This window comes from Clostridium folliculivorans, assembly GCF_024341905.1.
Classification (GTDB): Bacteria; Bacillota; Clostridia; order Clostridiales; family Clostridiaceae; genus Clostridium_AR; species Clostridium_AR folliculivorans.
Map to the genome: position 1 here is coordinate 101,450 of NZ_BQXY01000006.1, position 23,025 is coordinate 124,474.

At 29.0% G+C, this 23,025-nt stretch carries 22 protein-coding genes; 12 read left to right on the plus strand and 10 right to left on the minus strand.

Translation table 11 applies throughout. The annotated features are described in order from the left end of the window. Window positions 1-96: 96 nt before the first annotated feature. Complete coding sequence (locus OCU55_RS16800; RefSeq protein ID WP_261853451.1) at window positions 97-2,028, minus strand: U32 family peptidase; 1,932 nt, start codon at window positions 2,026-2,028, stop codon at window positions 97-99. Between the two features lie 261 nt (window positions 2,029-2,289). Between OCU55_RS16800 and OCU55_RS16805 the strand changes: the two genes are divergently transcribed. From OCU55_RS16805 to OCU55_RS16815, 3 genes are all read left to right on the plus strand, one after another. Further along, window positions 2,290-3,699, plus strand: a complete 1,410-nt coding sequence (locus tag OCU55_RS16805; protein ID WP_261853452.1) for a L,D-transpeptidase family protein — start codon at window positions 2,290-2,292, stop codon at window positions 3,697-3,699. A 429-nt stretch (window positions 3,700-4,128) separates the two neighbouring features. Continuing rightward, a complete protein-coding gene (locus tag OCU55_RS16810) occupies window positions 4,129-5,112 on the plus strand; it encodes a tocopherol cyclase family protein (protein ID WP_261853453.1) in 984 nt (327 codons plus the stop codon). A gap of 354 nt (window positions 5,113-5,466) precedes the next feature. Further along, the gene (locus OCU55_RS16815; protein ID WP_261853454.1) at window positions 5,467-6,150 is read left to right on the plus strand and encodes a pseudouridine synthase; all 684 of its coding nucleotides are present in this window, start codon (window positions 5,467-5,469) and stop codon (window positions 6,148-6,150) included. A 143-nt stretch (window positions 6,151-6,293) separates the two neighbouring features. Here the strand turns inward: OCU55_RS16815 and OCU55_RS16820 are convergent, their stop codons facing one another. Next, on the minus strand, window positions 6,294-7,256 hold the full coding sequence (locus OCU55_RS16820; RefSeq protein WP_261853455.1) for a methyl-accepting chemotaxis protein: 963 nt from the start codon (window positions 7,254-7,256) through the stop codon (window positions 6,294-6,296). Window positions 7,257-7,595: 339 nt separating this feature from the next. Then, on the minus strand, window positions 7,596-7,937 hold the full coding sequence (locus OCU55_RS16825; RefSeq protein ID WP_261853456.1) for a cupin domain-containing protein: 342 nt from the start codon (window positions 7,935-7,937) through the stop codon (window positions 7,596-7,598). A gap of 329 nt (window positions 7,938-8,266) precedes the next feature. Between OCU55_RS16825 and OCU55_RS16830 the strand changes: the two genes are divergently transcribed. Then, complete coding sequence (locus tag OCU55_RS16830; protein ID WP_261853457.1) at window positions 8,267-9,013, plus strand: DUF438 domain-containing protein; 747 nt, start codon at window positions 8,267-8,269, stop codon at window positions 9,011-9,013. A 463-nt stretch (window positions 9,014-9,476) separates the two neighbouring features. Beyond that, window positions 9,477-10,439 (plus strand): NAD(P)H-dependent glycerol-3-phosphate dehydrogenase, encoded by a 963-nt coding sequence (locus OCU55_RS16835; protein ID WP_261853458.1) that lies wholly within the window; start codon window positions 9,477-9,479, stop codon window positions 10,437-10,439. Between the two features lie 142 nt (window positions 10,440-10,581). Here the strand turns inward: OCU55_RS16835 and OCU55_RS16840 are convergent, their stop codons facing one another. The 4 genes from OCU55_RS16840 to OCU55_RS16855 are packed head-to-tail and all read right to left on the minus strand — an operon-like array spanning window position 10,582 to window position 14,698. Then, the gene (locus OCU55_RS16840; RefSeq protein WP_261853459.1) at window positions 10,582-10,746 is read right to left on the minus strand and encodes a hypothetical protein; all 165 of its coding nucleotides are present in this window, start codon (window positions 10,744-10,746) and stop codon (window positions 10,582-10,584) included. A 26-nt stretch (window positions 10,747-10,772) separates the two neighbouring features. Beyond that, window positions 10,773-11,870, minus strand: a complete 1,098-nt coding sequence (locus tag OCU55_RS16845) for a GerAB/ArcD/ProY family transporter (RefSeq protein WP_261853460.1) — start codon at window positions 11,868-11,870, stop codon at window positions 10,773-10,775. A 26-nt stretch (window positions 11,871-11,896) separates the two neighbouring features. Further along, window positions 11,897-13,081, minus strand: coding sequence for a Ger(x)C family spore germination protein (locus OCU55_RS16850; RefSeq protein WP_261853461.1), 1,185 nt, complete (start codon window positions 13,079-13,081; stop codon window positions 11,897-11,899). A gap of 45 nt (window positions 13,082-13,126) precedes the next feature. Beyond that, entirely contained in the window at window positions 13,127-14,698 is a 1,572-nt protein-coding gene (locus OCU55_RS16855) for a spore germination protein (protein ID WP_261853462.1), read from the minus strand. A 234-nt stretch (window positions 14,699-14,932) separates the two neighbouring features. On the opposite strand from OCU55_RS16855, the gene OCU55_RS16860 reads away from it, so the two are divergent. The 5 genes from OCU55_RS16860 (at window position 14,933) to OCU55_RS16880 (ending at window position 19,068) form a co-directional block, all read left to right on the plus strand. Then, window positions 14,933-15,568, plus strand: a complete 636-nt coding sequence (locus OCU55_RS16860; RefSeq protein ID WP_261853463.1) for an accessory gene regulator B family protein — start codon at window positions 14,933-14,935, stop codon at window positions 15,566-15,568. Then, complete coding sequence (locus OCU55_RS16865) at window positions 15,540-15,695, plus strand: cyclic lactone autoinducer peptide (RefSeq protein WP_261853464.1); 156 nt, start codon at window positions 15,540-15,542, stop codon at window positions 15,693-15,695. The genes OCU55_RS16860 and OCU55_RS16865 overlap by 29 nt, the downstream gene beginning before the upstream one ends. Window positions 15,696-15,876: 181 nt before the next feature. Beyond that, window positions 15,877-17,181, plus strand: coding sequence for a sensor histidine kinase (locus OCU55_RS16870; RefSeq protein ID WP_261853465.1), 1,305 nt, complete (start codon window positions 15,877-15,879; stop codon window positions 17,179-17,181). A 239-nt stretch (window positions 17,182-17,420) separates the two neighbouring features. Continuing rightward, on the plus strand, window positions 17,421-18,143 hold the full coding sequence (locus OCU55_RS16875; RefSeq protein ID WP_261853466.1) for a LytR/AlgR family response regulator transcription factor: 723 nt from the start codon (window positions 17,421-17,423) through the stop codon (window positions 18,141-18,143). 454 nt (window positions 18,144-18,597) lie between these two features. Continuing rightward, the gene (locus OCU55_RS16880) at window positions 18,598-19,068 is read left to right on the plus strand and encodes a hypothetical protein (protein WP_261853467.1); all 471 of its coding nucleotides are present in this window, start codon (window positions 18,598-18,600) and stop codon (window positions 19,066-19,068) included. A 152-nt stretch (window positions 19,069-19,220) separates the two neighbouring features. Here OCU55_RS16880 and OCU55_RS16885 read toward each other — a convergent pair whose 3' ends face one another. From OCU55_RS16885 to OCU55_RS16895, 3 genes are all read right to left on the minus strand, one after another. Next, window positions 19,221-19,865 carry a DUF4829 domain-containing protein gene (locus tag OCU55_RS16885; RefSeq protein ID WP_261853468.1) on the minus strand — a complete coding sequence of 215 codons (645 nt, stop codon included), beginning with the start codon at window positions 19,863-19,865 and terminating at the stop codon, window positions 19,221-19,223. Window positions 19,866-19,921: 56 nt separating this feature from the next. Then, window positions 19,922-20,761, minus strand: a complete 840-nt coding sequence (locus tag OCU55_RS16890) for a sensor histidine kinase (RefSeq protein WP_261853469.1) — start codon at window positions 20,759-20,761, stop codon at window positions 19,922-19,924. Between the two features lie 134 nt (window positions 20,762-20,895). Next, entirely contained in the window at window positions 20,896-21,060 is a 165-nt protein-coding gene (locus OCU55_RS16895) for a response regulator (protein ID WP_261853470.1), read from the minus strand. A gap of 401 nt (window positions 21,061-21,461) precedes the next feature. On the opposite strand from OCU55_RS16895, the gene OCU55_RS16900 reads away from it, so the two are divergent. Continuing rightward, on the plus strand, window positions 21,462-22,181 hold the full coding sequence (locus OCU55_RS16900) for an SDR family oxidoreductase (RefSeq protein ID WP_261853471.1): 720 nt from the start codon (window positions 21,462-21,464) through the stop codon (window positions 22,179-22,181). A 16-nt stretch (window positions 22,182-22,197) separates the two neighbouring features. After that, window positions 22,198-22,839 carry a ThuA domain-containing protein gene (locus OCU55_RS16905; protein ID WP_261853472.1) on the plus strand — a complete coding sequence of 214 codons (642 nt, stop codon included), beginning with the start codon at window positions 22,198-22,200 and terminating at the stop codon, window positions 22,837-22,839. Window positions 22,840-23,025: the final 186 nt, after the last annotated feature.

The following is a 23,025-nucleotide window of genomic DNA, read 5'->3' on the forward strand; positions in this document are numbered from 1 at the left end:
TTAAGACTGTATAGAGATATAAAGTTCGTTATAAAATTGGCACAGTAAAAACTATTGTTTAAAATTAACAATACTATTATATATGAAAACTTTAAGCTATATAGATTTGAATGATAATGCGCCAAGTGTAAAACCTGCTCTACTTGATTGCAACTCTGAATATAGCTCTTTACATTTAGATTTATCTAAAATAGCAGTTTGATAAACTTCAATAATAGTTTTTAACTCATCTAAAGTGTAAGTTTGTCCTTCTATACGAAGACTAATTGCCTTTTCAAAATTTAAATCATCAAGCAGTGGTAGTAAACAAAACTCTTTAGAGGTAAATAAATGATTTTTTTCATTTTGATCTATATAAACAGGGTTTTCACCTTTATCAGTCATTAAAACTAACACATCATTTCCTACATATTTATTGTCACATTTTTCTATAGGTTTTAAGGCGTTAATATTTTCATAGAGATTATGATCTAAATACATAACTCTTAATGGCCCATGAGCTATTAGTTCAAGTGGTGACTCTGACAAACTTATAAACTTCGCAAGTTCATTATTTTTTATTTCTAAAGATACAGTAGTTTCATTAACTCCAAGACTTCTATAGAATTTAGTTGCTTTTTCATTATAAATATTTAAGTTATAGTTTGTGATTAAAGTGTACTTATGTCCATATCTATTGATAGCTCCTAAATTTGATACAAGTAATCCGTCGAATAAATGTCCATATTTTTCTAAGTAATAATCTATCATATCAAATTGAAGTTCATTCATCATTTGTGGTAAATCTAGATAAATTTCAGTTTTGTTTTTTATGTTAACTAAGTCATGTAGTTGCTCTAGGCTTATAAAATGATCAGGGAGTAAAACCTCACAAGGTAAGTAGATTCTATCTACTCCTAGCTCAATAGAAAGCTTTGCTTGAGCGTAATTATTTACCTTAACTGATAGCTTGTTTTTATAAGCTACTTTGTTATTGTAATTATTTAAATCTGCTTGAAGCTCACTTATAGCTTTCTCATTAATTTCTGGTTCTTCAGTAGGCACAGAGAAAACTTTACCAGTAGAATAGAATTTACCTGTTCCTTCATAACGGGTGTTTATAAAGTCTAAGCCTGGTCTACCAAAAGCATAGGCAGTGGTAAAATCACGCTTTCTCCCATCAAATAATTCAGTAGCATGCTCTTTTCGATTGAAGCTTAAAGGATCTTTTAGGTATCTATCAATTGCATCTCCATAGAAATTTACTAAATCAACTATAAAATCAGTATCTCTCATACGTCCTTCGATTTTAAATGATGTAATTGAGGCTTCAATAAGCTCAGGAATATGTTCATACATATACATATCCTTTGCAGCAAGAGGGAATTCAGTGTTAAATAAAGAACCATCTTTTTTTATAACATAAGGCCATCTGCAAGGCTTAAAGCATCTACCTCGATTAGAACTATTACCAAAGACTGTAGAACTATAATAACAGTTTCCACCGTTTGCAGCACACATATCTCCATGAACGAAGTATTCAGTTTCGATATTGGTTTGATTCTGCAAATGCTTAGCAGTTTTCAAATCCATCTCTCTCGATAATACAACTCTAGTTACACCAAATTCTTGCAGTGCTTTTACAAACTCAATATTATGTACATTCATCATTACAGAAGAATGAATCTCGAAGTTGTTAAAGTTATGTTCTTTACAAATTTGGAGAATTCCAAGATCTTGAACTATAATTCCATCGACAGGGATATCGTTTAAGAAACTTAGATACTCAGTTGCTTCATCAATTTCACTATCATTAAGCATATTATTTACTGTAATATAAACTTTCTTATTGACAGCATGTGCCATATTTAAGGCTTCTTTTATCTCTTCATCAGAAAAGTTAAAGCCCTTTCTCATCATTCTCATGTTTAATGATTTGCCTCCAAGATAAATTGCATCGCAATTTGCTTGTACCATCTTTTTGAAGGTTTCCATGGTTCCTGAAGGGGCTAGTAGTTCTATTTTTTTATTATTAAAATATCTTGCCATATTTCCTCCTGAAATGCATTACATGCAGATTTAGATTTTTGTAATACGTTTTATGCATAAATATTAACACATATATTATAGTACATTAAAATTGTAGAAAACTACAAGTCCACTTGGAAGGTTTTATAAAAAAGAACTTTAGCTTGTATAAACTGGAAAATTGTATAGAACTTATTTTTAAAAAGGTCATAACTATTGAGGGACAAGCATATTATAAATTGTTAATATTTAAAATGTATTTTGCGAAGGGTATAAAAAGGTATGAATAAAATAGACTTTAAAAATTTTAATATAAAAAAGCTGTTTGAAAGTAAGCTTTTTGGAAATCTTATTATTGTAATATCAGCTATTGTATTATTATATTTAGTAGGAACAATATATTTTGCTAATCATTTCTTTTTTAATACAGAAATTAACGGAATTGATGTATCATTAAAGTCTCATAAAGCAGTAGAAGAAATAATAAAGAATGGCGTTAAAGGATATAGCCTAACCTTAATTGAAAGAGATGGAATAAAGGAAGAAATTTCTGGACAGGCTATTGAGCTGAAATATAATGATAGAAACAGTTACTTCGAGGTTTGTAAAGATATAAATATATTTAAGTGGGGGATTTCGTTATTTAAAAAGCAAGAATGTTATATAGAAGACCTATTTACATATAACAAGATTAATTTAGAGAATAGAATAAATCGATTAGGTTGTTTAAATAAAGAAATTATTGAACCTAAAAATGTAAGTTTTATATATTCTAATGGTTCCTATGAAGTAGTGAAAGAAGTGTACGGAAATAAGATAAATAAAGCTAATTTAGATAAAGCCATAGAGAAGAATATATTAAGAGGAGAACCAACATTGAACTTGAATGAAAGTCTTTGTTACGATAATCCAAAGTATACTTTAAATTCTGATATAACTGCTAAAACTAAAAAATTGCTAAATGAATATATATCATCTAGAATCATTTATTTATTTGGTGATAAAAATGAAATATTAGATAGTGATACAATAAATCAGTGGCTTAGTGTTGATGATAATCTAAAGGTAGTTGTAAATGAAAAAGCACTTAAAGAATATGTGAGTGCATTAAGTAAAAAATACGATACTATAGGCATAGCAAGAAAGTTTAAAACCTCTGTAGGAAAAACATTAGAGGTTAGCGGCGGATTTTATGGATGGAAGATTGATAGAGATGCTGAAGTAAAAGAATTATTAGAAACCTTAAAGCTTGGAAGAACACTTGAAAGAGAACCTATATATGCTCAGAAGGGTGTAACTAGAGGAGAAAATGATATAGGTAATACTTATGTAGAAATAAATATAACAGAGCAGCATCTATGGTTTTATAAAGATGGAAAGCTTGTAACTCAAGGTGATGTAGTAACAGGTAATCCTAATCGGGGGAATGGCACAAAGCTTGGGATATACATGCTTAATTATAAACAAAAGGGCTCAACCTTGAGAGGTGAGGATTATGAAGCAGGTGTCACATATTGGATGCCTTTTAACGGAAATATAGGAATGCATGATGCAAGCTGGAGATATTCTTTTGGAGGAGATATATATAAGAGTAATGGAACTCATGGTTGTGTGAATTGTCCCTTATATCTTGCTAAAACAATATTTGAAATTATAGAAGAGGGAACTCCTATAATTTGTTATGAGGAATAGAAGATTACGTTTATTCTAAGCAAAAGGCATGACAAGGAGTTTGCTAGGATAGAAAGTTAATGATACTACATCTATATATATAGATGAATTATTAAAATAGCCTTTTCCATTGATATTAATATGGGAAGGCTATTTTTAACTGTATAGAAAGTTAAAAAATTTTCATTTATTGATACAAACTTCTTTTATAAATACATACTTTGTGATGATAGCGAAGCTTTGAAAAATATTGGATTTGATGATGTTAAGAAAAGGATGAAATATAAATAATATATAAAATACTGTAAATACTATTTAATTATCTGCACTATGTTTTTTGATTAAATAATATTGTATAGCATCAGAATAATAATATGGTTGTCATTAAGGCTTTGAGGTCTGCTAGGCAAAGTTATGTATACTGCTATGAATATAAAAAGAGGTGTTTTTGTGATTAATCTCGTTAGAAATCCAGATATATATCATGGAAAGAATGAAAAAACTGATTTTTTTGAAGGCTGGTATTTTAAGCTGGTACAACCGCGTACTGGTGATACATACTGCTTTATACCAGGGATATTCTTAGGTAAAGAAGAAAACTCACATAGCTTTATCCAGGTTATGAAAGGGAATGAGAGAAATTTTAAATACTTAAAATATAGAGAAAATCAATTTAAAGCTAGTGCATCGGAGTTTAATTTTCAAGTAGGAGAAAGTTCTTTTTCACTTAATGGGATTAGTCTAGATATAAATCAGCAGTATGAAAGGATATTTGGCACATTATACTTTGACAATATCGTTAGGTGGCCAGATAGTGCTATTAATCCTGGTAGTATGGGGTTTTACAATTATTTAAGTTTCATGCAGTGCTACAGCCAAGTTTGTGCTGTTGATGGTAACATAAGAGGAAAGCTATCTATTAATGGTAGATTAGTTGATTTCACTGGAGGTAAACTATATATTGAGAAAAACTGGGGGAAATCATTTCCTTACTCCTACATTTGGGCTCAGGGAAATTCCTTTAAAGATGGAGACGGATCGATTACATGTTCTATAGCTAATATACCGATGCCTTTTCCAATAAAGAGTTTCACAGGTTTTTTAATAGGAATATATGCAAAAGGAAGATTTTATAAGTTTACAAGTATAAATAAAAGTTCTCTATCCATTAGTTGTGAAGAAGAAAAAATCATCTTAAAAACATATAATAAAAACTATTTTTTAACAGTAGAAGCCTTATATAAACAAGACTATTTCATGAAGCTATATGCACCACGTGGTGGAAAGATGATCCCCGTGGCAAGTGAAACTCTTCAAGGAAAACTAAATGTTACACTTTTTGATAAAAAGAAAGGGAATATGATTTTTAATGATAGTTGTTTTTCTGCTGGCATTGAGTTTTCAGAAAGTTATATGGAGTTGATTTACAAATAAAAATTTAGAGTATAAAGAGTAAATAATGGCAGGTAACTTTATTTGCTTTTATAACTTTCATAAAATAAGAAATAAGGAAATAGGATTTATATTTTAATACTTTACTTTGCTTAAAGTGTGCTCAGTATTGGACAATATCCTTCTTCCTTTAAGCTATAGAAAACTTTAAAAAATAAACCTAGATTATTTGGAAAAGAAAAAGAATACAAACTAATATTAGAAAAGGACAAACTTCATAAAAAGCAAAGGCAATAATAATATAGAATACTTAAGTAAAATACGATATGATGGTATAAGATTAATAAAATAGATATACTGATATAAATACTTAGGACGAGGGGCATTAGGTTTAAGATGAGGATAAATAAACTTCTTAGTAATTTAGGATTTTGCTCGAGAAAAGAAGCTAATAGAATTATAGAAGAGGGTAGGATAACGGTTAATGGAATTAAGTGCATTCCAGGACAATGGGTTGAACTTGAAGATAACATACTAATTGATGGAGAACCAATACCAGTTACTGAAAAAGTATATATTGCTTTAAACAAGCCCGTAGGGATAACTTGCACGGCTGCAAAGGAAATAAAAGATAATATTATAGACTTTATGAATTATGATAAGTATATCTTTCCAGTGGGAAGATTAGATAAAGAATCACAAGGTTTGATATTAATGACCAATGATGGAGAGCTTGCCAATAAAATTCTAGAATCAGATAATATGCATGAAAAAGAGTATGTGGTCACAGTAGATAGAAGCTATGATGATCAATTTCTTGGGCCAATGGCAAGTGGAGTAGATATCGGAGGAGTTATAACTAGAGAATGTACCGTTAAAAGGATTAGTGAGGATACTTTTTCCATAGTATTAACTCAAGGACTTAATAGGCAGATTAGAAGGATGAGTAGAGCTTTAGGATATACTGTTATAAAGCTTATTAGAATAAGGATATTAAATATAAACATTAATGGCATAAAAAATGGTGAGTGGAGATATCTCGCAGAAGATGAGCTTCAAGCACTAAAAAGTATAATATGATTAATTTAATAAAGAGAAAGCATAAGCTGATGAGTATCTCGACAGATTATGTTTTCTCTTTATTTTTGAATATAAGTTATATCTAAGTAAAATAAAAATTAGTAATAGTAGAATTAAGTTAACTAGTACTAATTTTAATATTGCTATTTGCTTGAAGATATAAATTTTTCACTGTAAGTAGAAAGATTTCTCTCAGTTTTAGCTAATTGCTCGTCCACAACACTAGCATCTTCAATATGACTTATTATAGTAGAGACAGTTGTTTTTAGAACTTCATCAACAGTTCCTATTTCCTTGTTCATTTGTTCTACGTTTTTTCTCTGAGTGCTTATAGTACCTATAACTTCTTTAATTTCTTTTTCTACAACAGATATTGAAGATAAACTATTTTCTATCTTTTCTATGGCCCTACTTGATGCAGCCACACCCTTAGTTATAACAGCATTTGATTTATCGGCATTGCTAAGAACTACTTTCGTTTCACTTTCAATGCTAGAGATAAGATTTGAAATATCTAAAGTACTATTTTTAGTTATCTCGGCTAATTTTCTAACTTCATCCGCAACAACTGCAAAGCCCTTACCTTGCTCACCAGCTCTTGCTGCTTCTATGGCAGCATTTAAGGCAAGTAGATTTGTTTGACTTGCTATATTAGTAATAAGCTGAACTACCTCATTTACCTTACTAAACTTTCTAGCAAGCTCGTTTATACTATTGGTACTGTTGTTATTTTCATTTTCTAAAGACTTTATTATCTCGTCCATTTCCTCAATGGCAGCTTTGCCTTCATTAGACTTGTTAACAGTATCTTTTGTTATTTCTATCAACCTACTACCGCCTAAATTAAGATTATCAGTAGAGTTTATAGTTTCTTTGGAAAGTTCTGAGATATTGTCCATATGGCTTTTAACTTGATCAGCAAGGTCAACTAAAACATTATGTTGTTCATTAACTATATTGTGCTGTCCAACAGTTTCACTCAATAATTTATTTGCAGATTCTATAAATTGGATAGTTTGTTCTTTAAAGTTATTGTGGGTATGTTGTAAACTTGATGATTCTTTAGGTAGAGATTCTTGTAATTTTTCTTTGTTTTTTCTAAACATAAAATAAAACTCCTTGATATTATGATTCGATTTTTTAAGTAAATACATATAAAAATTTAAATAATAGATAGCTAATAATTGTTACATCTGAGTATTTGAGTAAATATATGCATTATTTATTATGGTTTAAACCCTTAGCTGAAATGATATATTTATATATCGGGATTATTATAGGAAACCTTTAAGTAAATCTATGTATACCTTTATAGTTTAAGATTTTGGCTTTGTTTAACATGTTTTTTTAACCAAATGAAAAAATCTCTGCATGAGCTGCTGCAGAGACTCTTAAGGTTATGTTTAGTAATACTGTTAAAATTTTATATAAACATAACCTTCTTATTATATTTCCTTTGAATATACTGCAGATGGATTTGGAGTTAGTACAATAAATAAAGACATATCTTTATCTGAGGTATTCTTTATACTAAATACTTCTACGCCTTTACAGTGAATAACATCACCAACTGTAATGTTATTTGGATTTCCGTCAACAGTCATTTCACCATCTCCAGATAAAACATGAACTAAAAGATCACTTTGTTCATGATTATGTGGTGGAACTCCTTGCCCAGGTCTAAAATTAAGTACAAAACTTAAAAGTTTATCTTCTTTAAATATTATTCTTTTAGTAATTGAATCGTCACTGAAAGCAATTTTGTTTGATATTTTCTCTATTTTCATAATAACCCTCCAAGATTAATTAATTTTATATTATATAGTTTGCATCTATTTATGAAATTTAATTATTTTTTATTTAAATTTAATTATTGCTTATTTAAGGATATTAAGGAATAGGCTAGATCTAGCATATTAAAATAAATTCTTAAGAATTTTCATTTTTTGCATTTATTTAATTTTAATTCATGAATTGGGTATTATTAGCGTTTTAATTACTTAACAATTACATTATATCCAAAATAAAATTTTAATTCTGTGATTTAAATCAAAGAATTGTTTAAAGATTAGTATTACAATTTGAGTATAGAAAAACACGGCAGGAGGATTTAGGAATGGATAAGATTAAGGCATTAACTGATATATTAACTAGATTGAATAATGGTGAATCAATAGAAAGCATTAAAGAGGAAACACAGGATTTATTAGAAAAGATAAGCCCAACTGAATTATCTTTAGCAGAACAAAAATTAGTTGAGGATGGTATGAAGACTGAAGATTTAAGAGGTTTATGTGTAATTCATATGGAGATGTTAAAAGATACTTTAGAGAGACTTAAAGCATCAGTTAATAAACAACATCCGTTATATATGATGATAACAGAACATGATAGCATCCTAGGATTTTTACAACAATTAGAGCAATTAAATAATAAGATTCAATGTATGGATGAAAATTCTATCGTTGAAGAAAATGTTAAAAATCTTGGAGTACTAGCTAAGAATTTAATTTCAGCAGAAAATCATCACTTAAGAGAAGAAGATGCATTATTTCCTGAACTAGAAAGATTAGGCATCACTGGTCCTACAAGAATTATGAGAATGGAGCATCAAGAACTTAGAGCAAGAAAGAAGAATTTATTACAATTATCAGAACAGTTTGATCCTGCAAACTTAGAAGAATTCAAAAAACAAGTTGATGATAATGCTAAGTATTTGATATTTAATTTAAGAGATCATATATTTAAGGAAAACCACATATTATATCCATCAGCACTTGAAAGTGTTGAAAATAGTGAAAAGTGGCAGGAAATAAAAGATAAATGTGATGAAATAGGATATTGCCCATTTAGTGAAATTTAGCATTAATTCCATAGCTTTTAAAACTGTATGTTGAAATTATATGGTTATCCATCCAATGCTTTAATGAGCTTACGCAAAGAATTAATACGATTTTCTCATATTCCATGTCTAAAACTGTAAACTCACTACGTTCGAACAGTACAGTTTTTTAACGCCATTACATCTGAGGAAATCATTTAATTCTAGTAGCTCGCTCATAGAGCATCTCCTGTATAACCATATAATTTGGATAATGCTTTTAAATGATTACTTAGAAACTTATCCAAAGCTAAGAACAGTACACCTTGCCCCCCTCAAGGTTTACTGTTCTTAGTTTTTTTCTTTATAGTTGCAAGTTAAGTATATTCTCAAAATACACATTATTATTTAAGGAAATGATTATAAAATTGATACTAATATTTGTAAGTGATACAATTAATATAAAAATTCATCAACAAAAATTCTGAGGAAAGAGTTGATTAGCGTGAATATATCGGTATTAGGTTGTGGACGTTGGGGGAGCTTTTTAGCTTGGTATGCTAACAAAGTAGGACATAAAGTAACTTTGTGGGGGAGAAGCGATTCTTCTAACTTAAAGGAGCTAAAGTTAAAAAGATCAAATGAATATTTAAGATTACCTGAATCTATAGAGTTAACAGATTCTTTAGAAAAAGCAATTTATTTTGGTGATATAATAATTATTTCCATTAGTGCTCAGAAACTTAGGGAATTTTGTAAGCAACTTAGAGAAAATTCAATTACAGATAATAAGAAATTTATACTATGTATGAAAGGTTTGGAAAGCTCCAGTGGAAAAAGATTATCTCAGGTTTTTAAAGAAGAGATGGGGGCTATGGTAAGTAGCGCAGTTTGGCTAGGTCCTGGACATGTACAAGATTTTGTGCAAGGAATACCTAATTGTATGGTGATAGGGTCTGAAGATATAGAATTTACTAAGGTTATTGTGAATGCACTTAACAGTGAATTAATTAGATTCTATTATGGTCAAGATCTAATAGGAAATGAAATTGGAGCTGCAACTAAAAATGTCATTGGTATAGCTGCTGGAATGTTAGATGGACTAGGCTATAGCAGTCTTAAAGGAGCATTAATGGCTAGAGGAACAAGGGAGATATCTAGATTGGTTAGAGCTATGGGTGGAAATGATATTACTATATATGGATTAAGTCATTTGGGTGACTATGAAGCGACATTGTTTTCGAAAAATAGTCATAATAGACAATTTGGAGAAGATTTTGCTAAAGGGCTTAGATTTGAGAAATTAGCTGAGGGAGTAGCAACTATAGAGGCTCTACAAAAACTATCTTCTATATATAATATTGATTTACCTATATGTAAAGCCCTATATGAAGTTATATTTAACAAGAAGAACATTGAAAAGGAATTATTGAGTTTATTTTTGAGGCCAGTAAAATTTGAGTTTTAATTAATACAGGTTCCAATAATAATATTGTAAATAAACTCTTATTTTAATAATAAGCGCAACCAATGAATAGTGAGGTTACCCAAAGTGAAGAACATCGACTTATCTGCAAATAAAGAATGATGTTCTTTATTATATTTATAGATTAAGGTTTCTTTGTGTAGTCTGAACTTGAATTTCTCTTAGACTGCTTCTCTCGTATGTAAGTAATAAATGATAGTAAGACTCCTAAAGTAAATAACAGTATTGGCATAAGCCAAGGTTTTGTTATCATAATCTTTGATTTCCACGCAAATATAAAATCTTTCATAGTAACTCTCAGCTCCTAAAATATGATTAACATTTATCATCAGATAGATTTTTTCTAATTAGAGAGACGATTAATAATATTATTGGAAGTATGTAAAATAATAAAAGCCATAGGTTATAAGGCATGATTTTTAGACCTGCCTCTATATGTTCAGTAGAGTTAGAGGCCATTGACATACCAAGGTATAATATTATTGCTGCTGCAGGTATAACAAATATCCTATGGCTTTTTGTATATGTAAGCTGTTGAATCCCGCGAACTCCTGAATAAAGGTGAATACAAATTTTAAAGAATGCAGTAGTAAGGAATAAGAGCACATTTAGTGCATCAAGGTTTTGTATGAAGTCACCTATTTTTATTAATCTAACTAATCTAAACATTGGGAAAATGCTTCTTGAAAAAATAGTCTCACCTAGAACAGCTACTGCAAAAAAATCTAAAGCAGATATAAAAATTCCAGAAAGTAAGGTTGCTATTAAAACAGTTCTGGTAAGCTTATTTTTATTGTTAACAAAAGGATATATCATAGCAAGTTCTATACTTTGACCAAAAGTCTGAGTTATGCCTAGTGGAAAAACAGCCTTCCAGATATCCTTCCAGCCTTTGCCTAAATAGGGTTTGATATATTGTAAGTTTATAATGTCTGAACTAAATATTAATATAACGATTAATATTGAAATAATAGATGTAAATGGTATGAAAAGTTCACCAAGCCGTCCAATTACTTCTATACCCGAAAACACCGCATAACTAGCAACAAATATTAATACTAATGAAGTTATAATGTGAGGAGTGTTCGGCAAAAGGGTGTTTGGAATTAGTGACCGTAAATCTCCAATAATACGACCACCTACATATAAAAACTGAATAGTATACATCCAGGAAATAGGTGTACCAATCCACTTTCCAAACTGTTTAGGATACCATTCCACTAATGATAGTCCTGGATTTAGTGAATAAAGTTTTAAATATATGTAATTTATAAGTAAACCTATAAAAGTGCAGATTAATACAGATATCCATGCAGATCTGCCAGCTTCAGAGGAAAAACCAAATATTACAGTTGTACCAATCTGATAAAATGCAACAAGAGAAAATAATTGAAAATTAGAAATCTTATTCAAAGAAATATCCCCTTTATTTATAAAAATCACCTTAAAATATCCTCTTCTTTTAATTGAAGGGATTTAGCATCAAAACCAATTTCAGTTACATCTACATCACAAACAACTGAAACTTTTAATGATGGTAATAAGGTTTTCCAATCTTTTTTGTATTGATCTTCCCATTGTTTAGGGTACTTTCCACGAACAATGGAACCAAAACCAAACACATCAGAAGAGTTTGCATTTTTTGCTTTATCTATAGCAGATTCTGCTAAGTTTTTTATTCTATTTTCAAATAAAGTATCAATTTCATCTATTACTGAAGGTTTTGTTAAATCTAATTTAGTTGTGTTTTCAGATATATGAGCTTTAGTTTTAATAAATATTTTTATACTTAACTGATCTTTTTCTATAATAGGCGTTATTTTTGTTATGCTATTTAAAACCTTTGCGGTAACGTCTCCACCACCGGATTCTTTTGGAAAGGTCACAGTTCCTGACCCAAGTTTTATTTTATTCTGTATGTAAAGCACTCCCCTATAGGTATCATAATCTATAAAATCAACTAATTTTGATTTGTTAAATATTCCAGCCCCAGTAATACTAGCTACTGAAGCAGTAGAAGGATTATCTTTTTTATCTGATTTTGTAACTTCTAGTAGTGGAATTATAGGATCTATGCCATCTTCTGTTAATGCAATTAAAAAATCTTTTATCTGGACTTCAGCTTTTACATTTAAAGATTTTAATTTATCTATTTCTTGGGATATATTTCTTTCAAGTGAGGAATCAGTATCAAAGATTTTACTTGCAGATCCTTTTACCAAAAACATGTAAGTTTTTATAGATGGCTCAGGATGTCTTGGGAAAAAATCTAGATATTCTGAAGCATTTTCTCGGGCAAGGTACTCTCCCATCAAGACGTTTTCCATTTGTGAGAAAAACAATTTTCTGGATATTTTTTTAGAGATTTTATTGCACGCATCCATGATATCGTCTCCTTCCGAAGAAAAGATAATCACATCATTGTTTTGAGGAGTTTTTATATCTCCAGATGATATTTGTGATGTTGGGCGTATGCATAATAAGGTTACTTTTAAATTATCATATTCACCTTTATCAAGAGCCATGCTTGATACAATAATTAAATCGTTTATGTCGTTATTATCCCAGCATCCAGTTAGTAACATAGTTAATATTAAGATTATAGATAATAAGTTTATTTTCATAGTATTGTTCTCCGATTAATAGAAACTGTTTGATAATAATATATTCTATTTAACTTTATGTCTTTTTAAATTATTGTTCTGAATATAGCCAGGGCGATTTTTTACCCCCCACCATGGCATTCTCATTAATGTATCCTTTAAGCTTGAAAACATAAATGGAGCTAATGGAGCTAGATAAGGGATTCCAAAGGATTCGATTCTAGCTAGATGTATCAAAAGACATAATCCCCCCATATAAAGTCCATATAATCCTAAGGTACCAGATAAAATCATTATTCCAAATCTAAGAACCCGTATTGATAAAGCTAAATTATACCTAGGAATTATAAAGGATGAAATACCCGTAATAGAAACAATTATTACCATGGAAGAAGAAACTATGCCAGCTTTTACAGCAGCTTCACCTATTACTAAGGCTCCAACTATACTTACTGTTTGCCCTGCTGGGCTAGGAAGTCTTATTCCTGCCTCTCTTAGCCCCTCAAAGAAACCTTCCATAAGTAAGGCTTCCATTAATACAGGAAAGGGTACTCCTTGCCTCGAAGCTATTATTGTTAATAATAAATTTCGAGGTATCATGCCCTGATGAAAACATAAAACAGCTATATAAAAAGAAGGTAATAATAATGCATTTATCAAAAATACATATCGAATAAATCTCAAAAGCAAAGTAGCTATATAATTTTGATAATAATCTTCACTTGATTGCATTGCTTGAAAAAAAGTTTGAGGAGCAATAAGTACTATTGGGGTATTGTCTACAATAATACCTACATGCCCTTCAAGCAGCGCACTTGCAAGTCGGTCAGGTCTTTCAGTGTATCCAAACTCAGAAAAAACTGAAAATTTGCTGGATTGAAGTAGTTCCTCTATATACCCGCTTTCTAGTATTGCGTCTATTTCAATTTTAGAGAGTTTGTTCATGATGTCATCAACTAAGGATTTCTCTGCAATTCCATCTAAATAGGTGATAGCAGTATCGGTTTGAGATAATCTGCCAATCTTAATATTTTTCACTTTTAATTTTGGCGTCTTTAGCCTTCTTCTGATCAAGGTAATGTTTGTTTCTATGTCTTCGGTGAAACCATCTCTAGGTCCTCTAATAACTGGTTCAATGACTGATTCAGCAATACCTCTCTTTGGAATATTTCTTAATTCTATCAATAGAGATTTTGATAAACCATCTATTATTAATGCAACTTTACCTGAAAGTATAGAATTTATTACTATATTCAATAAATCACTTTCTTCAATAGAAGGTAGAAAGATATTAGTTTTTATATAGTCATGTATATTTTCAATTCTAATGTTGTTAGCTGGAAGTTGATTTTTGTTAAGACGTATTAACGGCCTTATCAAATCTTCACTCACAAGTTCTTTATCAACAAAATTATTCAGAAATATTAAGGTAACTTCAATAGAATTATTTATCTTTAATTCTTTATAAGTTATATCTGATATATCTGAAAATGTATCTTTTATTAAAGTTAGATTTATCTTTAAACTGGTTGAAAGTTTATCATTGTTGGTAGTTGAATAAGCCTTATTATCTGAAGAAACATTAGAACTTTTACTTGTTGATTCAAATTTATCTAATAATCTTTTCCAAATATTCATAGTACAAAACTTCCCATATAATTATAGATTTATAACTATAGTGTCAACACTAAAGGATAAAATATTCTATTTTATAACGATATTAGGATTAAAAATACGGTTGTGGAAAAATATATAACGTATAATGCTGAAATTTGTTTTTGTTTATACGGTTATAGCTAAAAAACTACATTTTATGCTGCAAAATATTAAATTACTTGCAGTTTGTTATAATTTATGTAGAGGTGGTTGAAGATGGAAGAGAATCTACCTAACAATATGACCATACTGGAAAAGCTAGCTCATAATATTGCAATGAAAATTAATAAAGTAATTCAGAAGGACGGCATTGAATTACAAAAAGTTAAGTTAGGTATTGAAATATTTTTAATTAATATATCTAAGTTCATATTGATACTTTTGATTTCCATAAAGCTTCATTTGGTTATAGAAACAACAATAATTACCATAGCTTTAGGGGCCATACGTAGTAAGGCTTTTGGATTGCACGCAAAGAACAGTATTGTTTGCACAATAACTTCTTTGATGCTATATGTAATTGGTGGTTACGCAAGTAATTTAATACAACCTACTAAGTATATTATTTTCTGCATATTTATCATTATAAATATTGCATTATACATGTATGCACCAGCAGATACAGAATACCATCCTTTGATGGGACAAACTTTAAGGCAAAGTCTTAAGAAAAAAGCTGTTATTACAGGGATGATATTGATGACGTTGGCTTTAATAAGCACTAATTATGTTATAACTAATTTGATAACTTTAGCTTCGATTTTTGAGGTTTTAAGCATATTACCCATAACTTATAAAGTTTTAAACAGGAGGTATAATAATTATGAACAATATGAAAAATCAAATATTTGAAAAGTTAGCTAAGACAGTAGGAGAGGCATCAATAAAGATAAGTGATAAAGCTACTGGGAAATGCATGATAGGATACTTTTATGAACCCAAAGCTATGCTTGAAATAATAAAAGATAAAAATAAATAATACATAATAAACAATAGGACAGGCTTTTTTACAAGTATAAGTAAAAAGGCCTGTTTTTTTATTGTTACATTAAACAAAATATCAGGCTGATTTGAATTTAATTACAAAATTATACCTAATAAATGTAAGAAGTAAAAAATGTGATATAATTGGATATGATTATTTTTAAGGGGAGGAGTTTATGACAAATTTTTTAGATGTTTTAATAACCATTTTCTTGTTGTTCATAGCTATAATGAATCTAGCAACCGTAAAGTTTACTAAAAAAGAAATTGTTACTATAAGCATTGCGACTTTAATTATAGCAGTTCCTGTTGGGCTTTTTCTAAGTTATTTAAGCATAATCCCTATAGATGTTGCATTTATGTTTTTCATTTATAAAAAGCAAGGAAAAATAATTGTAAGTATTCTTCTTCCGCTATTGGCTACCATAATAAGTGTGGTATCAGATTATATAGTTAGCTGTTTTAATATTTATGTTTTTAAGATAGATATTAATAACTCCTATAATAACATAACATACATATTTTCTCTTATTGCAACTGTGATTGTTATATTGATTATCAGCAGAGTTGTAAGATGTTTTATAGATAAAAAGTTAAGAGCCATTAATTTTGAGTTAACAAAAAAGTTTAGTCTTATAATAATATTGAGTCTTATAGTGACCTTGGTGATATTTTACATAAACATAATATTAGGTGGAAAGTTAGGTTTTACAAATGAAATACTAAAATTAAATGGTATTATATTTTTTATCTATTGTATTTTCTTTTGTATTATAATGTATGTGCTTTTCAAGAGTATAACAAAAGAAATGGAGATTCAAAACAAGCAAGCGCATTTTGAAAGTCTACAGAAGTATACTGAGAATTTGGAAAATCTATATAGTGAAATGAGAGTATTTAAGCATGATTATGTAAATATAATATCCTCAATGATAGGGTACATGGATGATAATGATATGGAAGGTTTAAAAAATCACTTTACCAAAAATATAGTACCATTAAGTAATGAAATTGGAAGAAGTAAATCAAAAATAGATCTTCTTAAAAACATAAAGATTCCTGAGATAAAAGGGATTCTATCATCAAAATTGATAAGAGCGCAAGAAATAGGTATTGATGTTGATATAGATGTGGCAGAACCAATATTAAAAGTATCAATGGGGATTATAGATATAGTAAGAGCTTTGGGTATATTGTTGGATAATGCTATTGAGGCTGCTGAAAAGTGTCCAAGTCCTATGATAAAGGTGGGATTCATAAAAAAAGAATATTCTTTAGAAGTAATAATAATTAATAGCTGTTTAGATGATGTTCCTCCAATATACAAATTAAATAAAAAAGGATATTCAACTAAGGGAGAAAATAGAGGAGTAGGTTTAAGTAATTTAAAGTTAATTTTAGACAAGTACGACAATATCTTTTTAGATACAATAGTTGAGAATAATACATTCTTACAGAGAATGAATATAGAAAATATTTAATATATGTTTCAATTTTTAGAAGAAGATGCTGTTAAAGGTCTTGGGGGAAATTAAGTGGTTAGCAATCTGATGCATTACTTCATAACCAATTAATTTCAACAATACTCTTAAAAATAACCTGAAAATAAAAAAAAGGTTACTAATATATTTTTTTGGTGTTAATTTATGTATTTGTGATATAATTAGTGGTGACAACCTGTGCGTACATGAGTGGTGTTTATGGATCTGGGGGGATAGAGATGCTTAAGGTTTTTATTTGTGAAGATAATGATAAACAGAGGCAATATTATAAAAAAATAGTTGAAAATACCATAATTATTGAAAATCTTGATATGGAAATAGCTGTAGTTACCAACAAATCTAAGGAACTACTTGATTATATAAGTGGCAATGATGTATCAGGATTATATTTTCTAGATGTAGATTTAAAAGAAGAGGCTAGTGGAATTGCACTTGCTGCGGAAATTAGAAAAATAGATTCCAAAGGTTTTATAGTATTTGTTACCACTCATAGTGAGATGAGTTATTTAACTTTTACATATAAGATAGAAGCTATGGATTACATAATTAAAGATAAATATAATGAAGTGGAAAAAAGAATAAAAGACTGTATCTTAGAGGCTAATAACAGATATAGTAGTAAGAAAAATGATGATGAAATCTTTAGTGTTAAGTTGAACGAAAGAATAATAAATTTGGAATTAGATAAAATACTTTTTTTTGAAACATCTAAAACTGTTAGAAAAGTGATTGTCCATGCTACTGATAGACAAATAGAGTTTAATGGAAAGATTAGTGATATAGAAGAAAAGCTAGATTCTAGATTTTATAGATGTCATAAATCATATATTATAAATAAGAACAATATTAAAGAATTAGATATAAAGAACAGAATAGCATATATGATTAATGGAGAAGAGTGTATAATATCTAGTCGTTGTGCTAAAGGTCTTGTGAAATAGTTTTTATAGGGAGCTTTTAAGCTTCCTTATTTGCTATATAAAAAGCTATAAAATTTTTATGATTACTGAACCTAGAGGGTTCAAAGGTTTTACAAGCTTTTTATGAATATGCAATAAAAACAAATCTTGTTGGCTTGTAAGTTTCCCATATGAATTCGGAAAGGCAAATGTGTAAAAAAACTAACATAAATGAAACAAATTAAATTTAGAAGGATACGGTCATGATAAAAAATTAACAACTTACGTATAAGTTGATAAAAACTCATGTTTTAGTGATAGATTAGTAGTATAGAAACATATGTTGTTTAAAGAACTTGGCTTTATACTTTATTTTGTAAGTCAGGAAATTTGCTTTAGACTAACATAAATGAGATTTTAAAATTTATCATTAGAAAGGAGAAAGACAAATTTAGGTTATAAAACTATAGGAATAAAAAGGTTTGTCGTAAGAAACATGAGGAGTATAAATGTATATAAAGAAATAGTATTTAGCAATTTGATAAAGGTTTCATTAAAGGGATGCAAAGATGATATAATTCCAGAAGTTAAAAGTTTTTATAGCTGCCTTAAAGAAAAGGGCATAGATACCTATCCGCAAATAGCAACAAACAAGATGGTAAAGAATATAAATAACGTGAATGTGGAAGAAAGCGAAATTTATGTTATCTCATCTGAAGATGGTTTAAAGAAAGTGGAAGGTTTGTACAAAACATACGAAGAAATAATGTGGGAGAATGTTGTCATGCTAGAGTATAACGGAGTGCTTCTAGAGTTTCAAAATGCTGTTAAAGATTTAAAACAATATATAGAGAAAAATAATATGAAAACTAGTTCGGGTTTTTATACCTATATACCGCATGAAATAAAAGGTTCGGATATATTTTCAAGAAGAATTGATATGAATTGTTTTGTGAAAATTGAATAAGAGTAAGTATATAAAGATAAGTGTAAGTATTATAGATATAAGATTATTCTTAGACTATAAAATACTTGCACTTATTTTTTATTGTATACTTTATTTAATCAATAAAAATGCTTAGTGTAAATTAAGTTAACTACAGTCATAGGTTTAATACATTATTTGAGATTGCTCGTAAAGTCAAAATAAAAATCAAGTATCTTCCAAGAACTAGTGGAATTTTCTTTTATTAAGACATAAAAGTTCGTGTAGGATCCAGTGCCATATTGGGCTATTTTATCGTACTCAGGTGTAAGTTTTTTATAGCTTTCTACAGCAATTACCTTAACCTCTTTGTGTGGAGTATCATTTATTCTTTCAGGATAAAAGTAAAAGTAGGGATTCATATTGTATAAATTACCATCTGATAGTTTAACCATTTTTGGCTCTCTCCACTGTGCTTCAAGTAATTGCCACATCTTTAGAATCGTTAATTCTTCTGTTACATTTTCAAAATTTGTTCCGTTATCGTTAAAGTTACTTTCATTATGTGGTGCTGGATAAAAGATATCTTTTAGCTTTTTCCGATTCCCATTTGTCTCAGCAACTATATAAGATTCAATAAGTTTTTCTTCTTCAGTTTTGGCTTCTTGCTTAAAGGTAAGTTTAGTTTGAATTATTTTCTTCATATCTACATTTTTTTGGTTCAGTGCTGAATCCTTCATTACGTTTTCTGAAATGGTTATCTTTGATTCTAGGGGCGAAGAGCCACAACCTTGTAAAAGTATTAATGACGAACATAGTAAAATAATAAGTTTTTTCATATCCTAATCTCCTTTTCTTTGATTTAATAATAAGCTTTAGATATTTCAAAGTTATTTCAAAGACAAGGGATTTTTATATTTACTTCAAAGGTGTTTAAAGTATTATTAATTATAAGATTTCCGTTAAGCTTAGCTACTATGCTATCTACTATAAAAAGTCCAATGCCATTTCCGCTGCTAGTAGAAACATTGTTATTGGTTTTTGAGTTTTTAATATTTATATTACATAAGCTATCTTTTTCAAATATAGAGAGATAGACATTACTTTCATGTAAACTGTATTTAATAGAGTTATCTATTATATTTATAAGAAGTTGAACAATATGATTGGTATAGGCTCTTACATGAATGTCTGAAATATCATAAACAATCTTTATATTCTTTGCTGATGCTATAAGGCGCATATCGGCTACTATTGTTTCGGCAATAGGTTTTATATTTATTTCATTTAGATCTTCTTGAGATTCAGATAGCTTTCCTTTTGATACTTCAAGTAAATTTTCAACTAGAGAATATAATCTATTGCTTTCATTTTTAATTCTATCTGCAGCAGTAATAACTAGGTCAGTATCGTTATAGTTTTGCTCTAATAATTCAGAATAAAGCTTTATACCAGTAAGAGGTGTCTTTAGTTCATGAGTTACATTGTTAAAAAAGTCTCGTCTATAAAGTTCTAAGTTTTTTATTGTATCAAGGTTTTCTTTTATGTTATCTTGCATAACTTTAAATTTATCTGCCAGTATTCCAACCTCATCATTGCTTTCTATTTTAATTTCAGTATCGTAGGAACCTTTTGAGATTCGCTCAACAATGTTTATAAGCCTATATAAAGGGTTAGTAATCCTAGTTGTTAGATAAAATGTTATGACAGTAAATAATATAAATATAATGAGCATTATAACATTTAGATTGAAAATAATTTTATTTTTCTCCTCAAATAAATAGCTGTAATCAGTCTTAAAATTGATTATAGCTATGAGGTTATCGTTGAAATATAGTCCGTAGGAAAAGGAGGAGATATATTTATTGTTTATTTTGGTGATGGTAGTTGTTGCGTTATTATTCTGTTTGACACTTTTTCTAAAAAGTTATCTCCATCATAAAATCTATGACAGCCATATCCTTTCTTCTTTAACGCATAATTTATACCTTCTGATATAGTAATGTCATCTTCAACTAAGGCTATATTAAACAACGATAATCACCTCATAATAAATTTTGATTACAGAGTTTCACAAAGTAAACTATAGCATAATTATACATATATTTCTATTTTGATAATTGAAGATAGATATATAACTTTGTAATAAATTTTAAATGAAGATACTTACATTTATTTTTTTATTTAGTGAGATGTCAATTTGTTGCTCAAACTTCCTAAAAATAATCACCTAAATCTAAATAATGAGTACCTTACATAAATTATGATAAGTGTTACTATTAATATGAAGAGATAAGATGAAACACTTCAATTCTTACACTCTAAATAAAGATTTTGATGGTTCTACTAATCTTTATTTAGATAAGCTTCGATAGAAGTAGTTTATCTGTATAAATAAGAATACATCATAATTATGGGCATTGGGAGGAAATGAGATGAGTAGATTTGCGTTAGTTACAGGTGCAGACAGGGGACTTGGGTTAGAGCTGGTTAAGAAACTTTTAAGTAATGGGTATAATGTTTTTGCTGGTAGATACTTAACAAACTATAAAGAGTTAGGTAATTTAAAACAAGAAAATACTGATAACTTACATATTATAGATTTAGATATTTCAAACATTGAGAGTGTGAAGCAGGCTAGAAGTGTTGTAGAAAATGTAACAAATAAATTAGATTTGATTGTGAATAATGGAGCTATACTAGGAGATATTGAGAAAACCATAGAAGATGAACTGGATTTTGAGGAAATCGAGAAGGTTATAAGTGTAAATGCAGTGGGGCCGTTAAAGGTGATAAATGTATTTATGAAATTACTTACTAATGGTGATAAAAAGTTAATTGTAAATATATCCTCAGAAGCTGGTAGTATAAGCAATTCCAATAGAACAGGATGGTTTGCATATTGCATGTCAAAGGCTGCACTTAATATGGAATCAACTATAATAAATAATAGCTTTAAAGAAAAAGGTGGCCAGGTTTTAGCTATTCATCCTGGTTGGATGAGAACTTATATGAGGGATAAGCTTGATAGTGAAGCACCTTTAACTCCTGAATATTCAGCTGATCATATTTGTAACATAATACTTAATAGTGATAAATTTAAATCTGATAAAGCTGTATATATGGATTATGAAGAGAATTTAATGGAATGGTAATCGAGAGGTAATAATTATGAATCAACATAAAAAGATATTAATAATTGGAGAATATGAAAATGCAATGTATCATCCTCTTAGAGATGTTGAAAAAGAGCTTAGGAGCATAATAGGAGATGAGTTTCAAGTCATAGCTACCGACTATTTCAATAAGCTTAGTTATGAGGATATCAAGGAGTATAATCTAATAATATCTTATACGGATTGCTGGCAAGCTGAAGAAAATAAAAATCTTGCCTCAGCTATAGTAACTTTTGTTGCTCAAGGTGGTGCTTTTGTAGTAATTCATAATGGAATTTCACTACAAAATAATTATGAATTAGCAATGCTAATTGGAGCTAAGTTTACGATGCATCCAGAGGCAACTATGTTAGCTTACAAAAATTTTAATATAAATCATCCTATAATGGATGGATGTATAGAATTTCAAATGCACGAAGAACCCTATCAATTTGTATTCGATAATCTAGCTGATAAAGAAGTACTTTTTTATTATGAATACAATAACACTCTTTATGAAGCTGCTTGGTCATTAGAATACGGAAAAGGCAGAGTAGTATATTTATCACCAGGACACAGCAAAGAAAGCTTTGAAGTTGAAGGTTATAGAAATATAATAAAGAGAAGCATTTATTGGTCAATGAGAGAAGGATTATAGAAAAAATATAGCCTCCATGAATAAATTTATATATAGATATACCTCTTTGAGTTACAATTTAATTATCTGTAAAGATTATTTAAATTCACCTCCAAAGAGGTATATTTTTTACGGTATAGAAAAGTATATAATTTTATGCCTCCTAAGTCCAAGTGTTTTGATGACTTTAGAAGTTTTTTATAACTA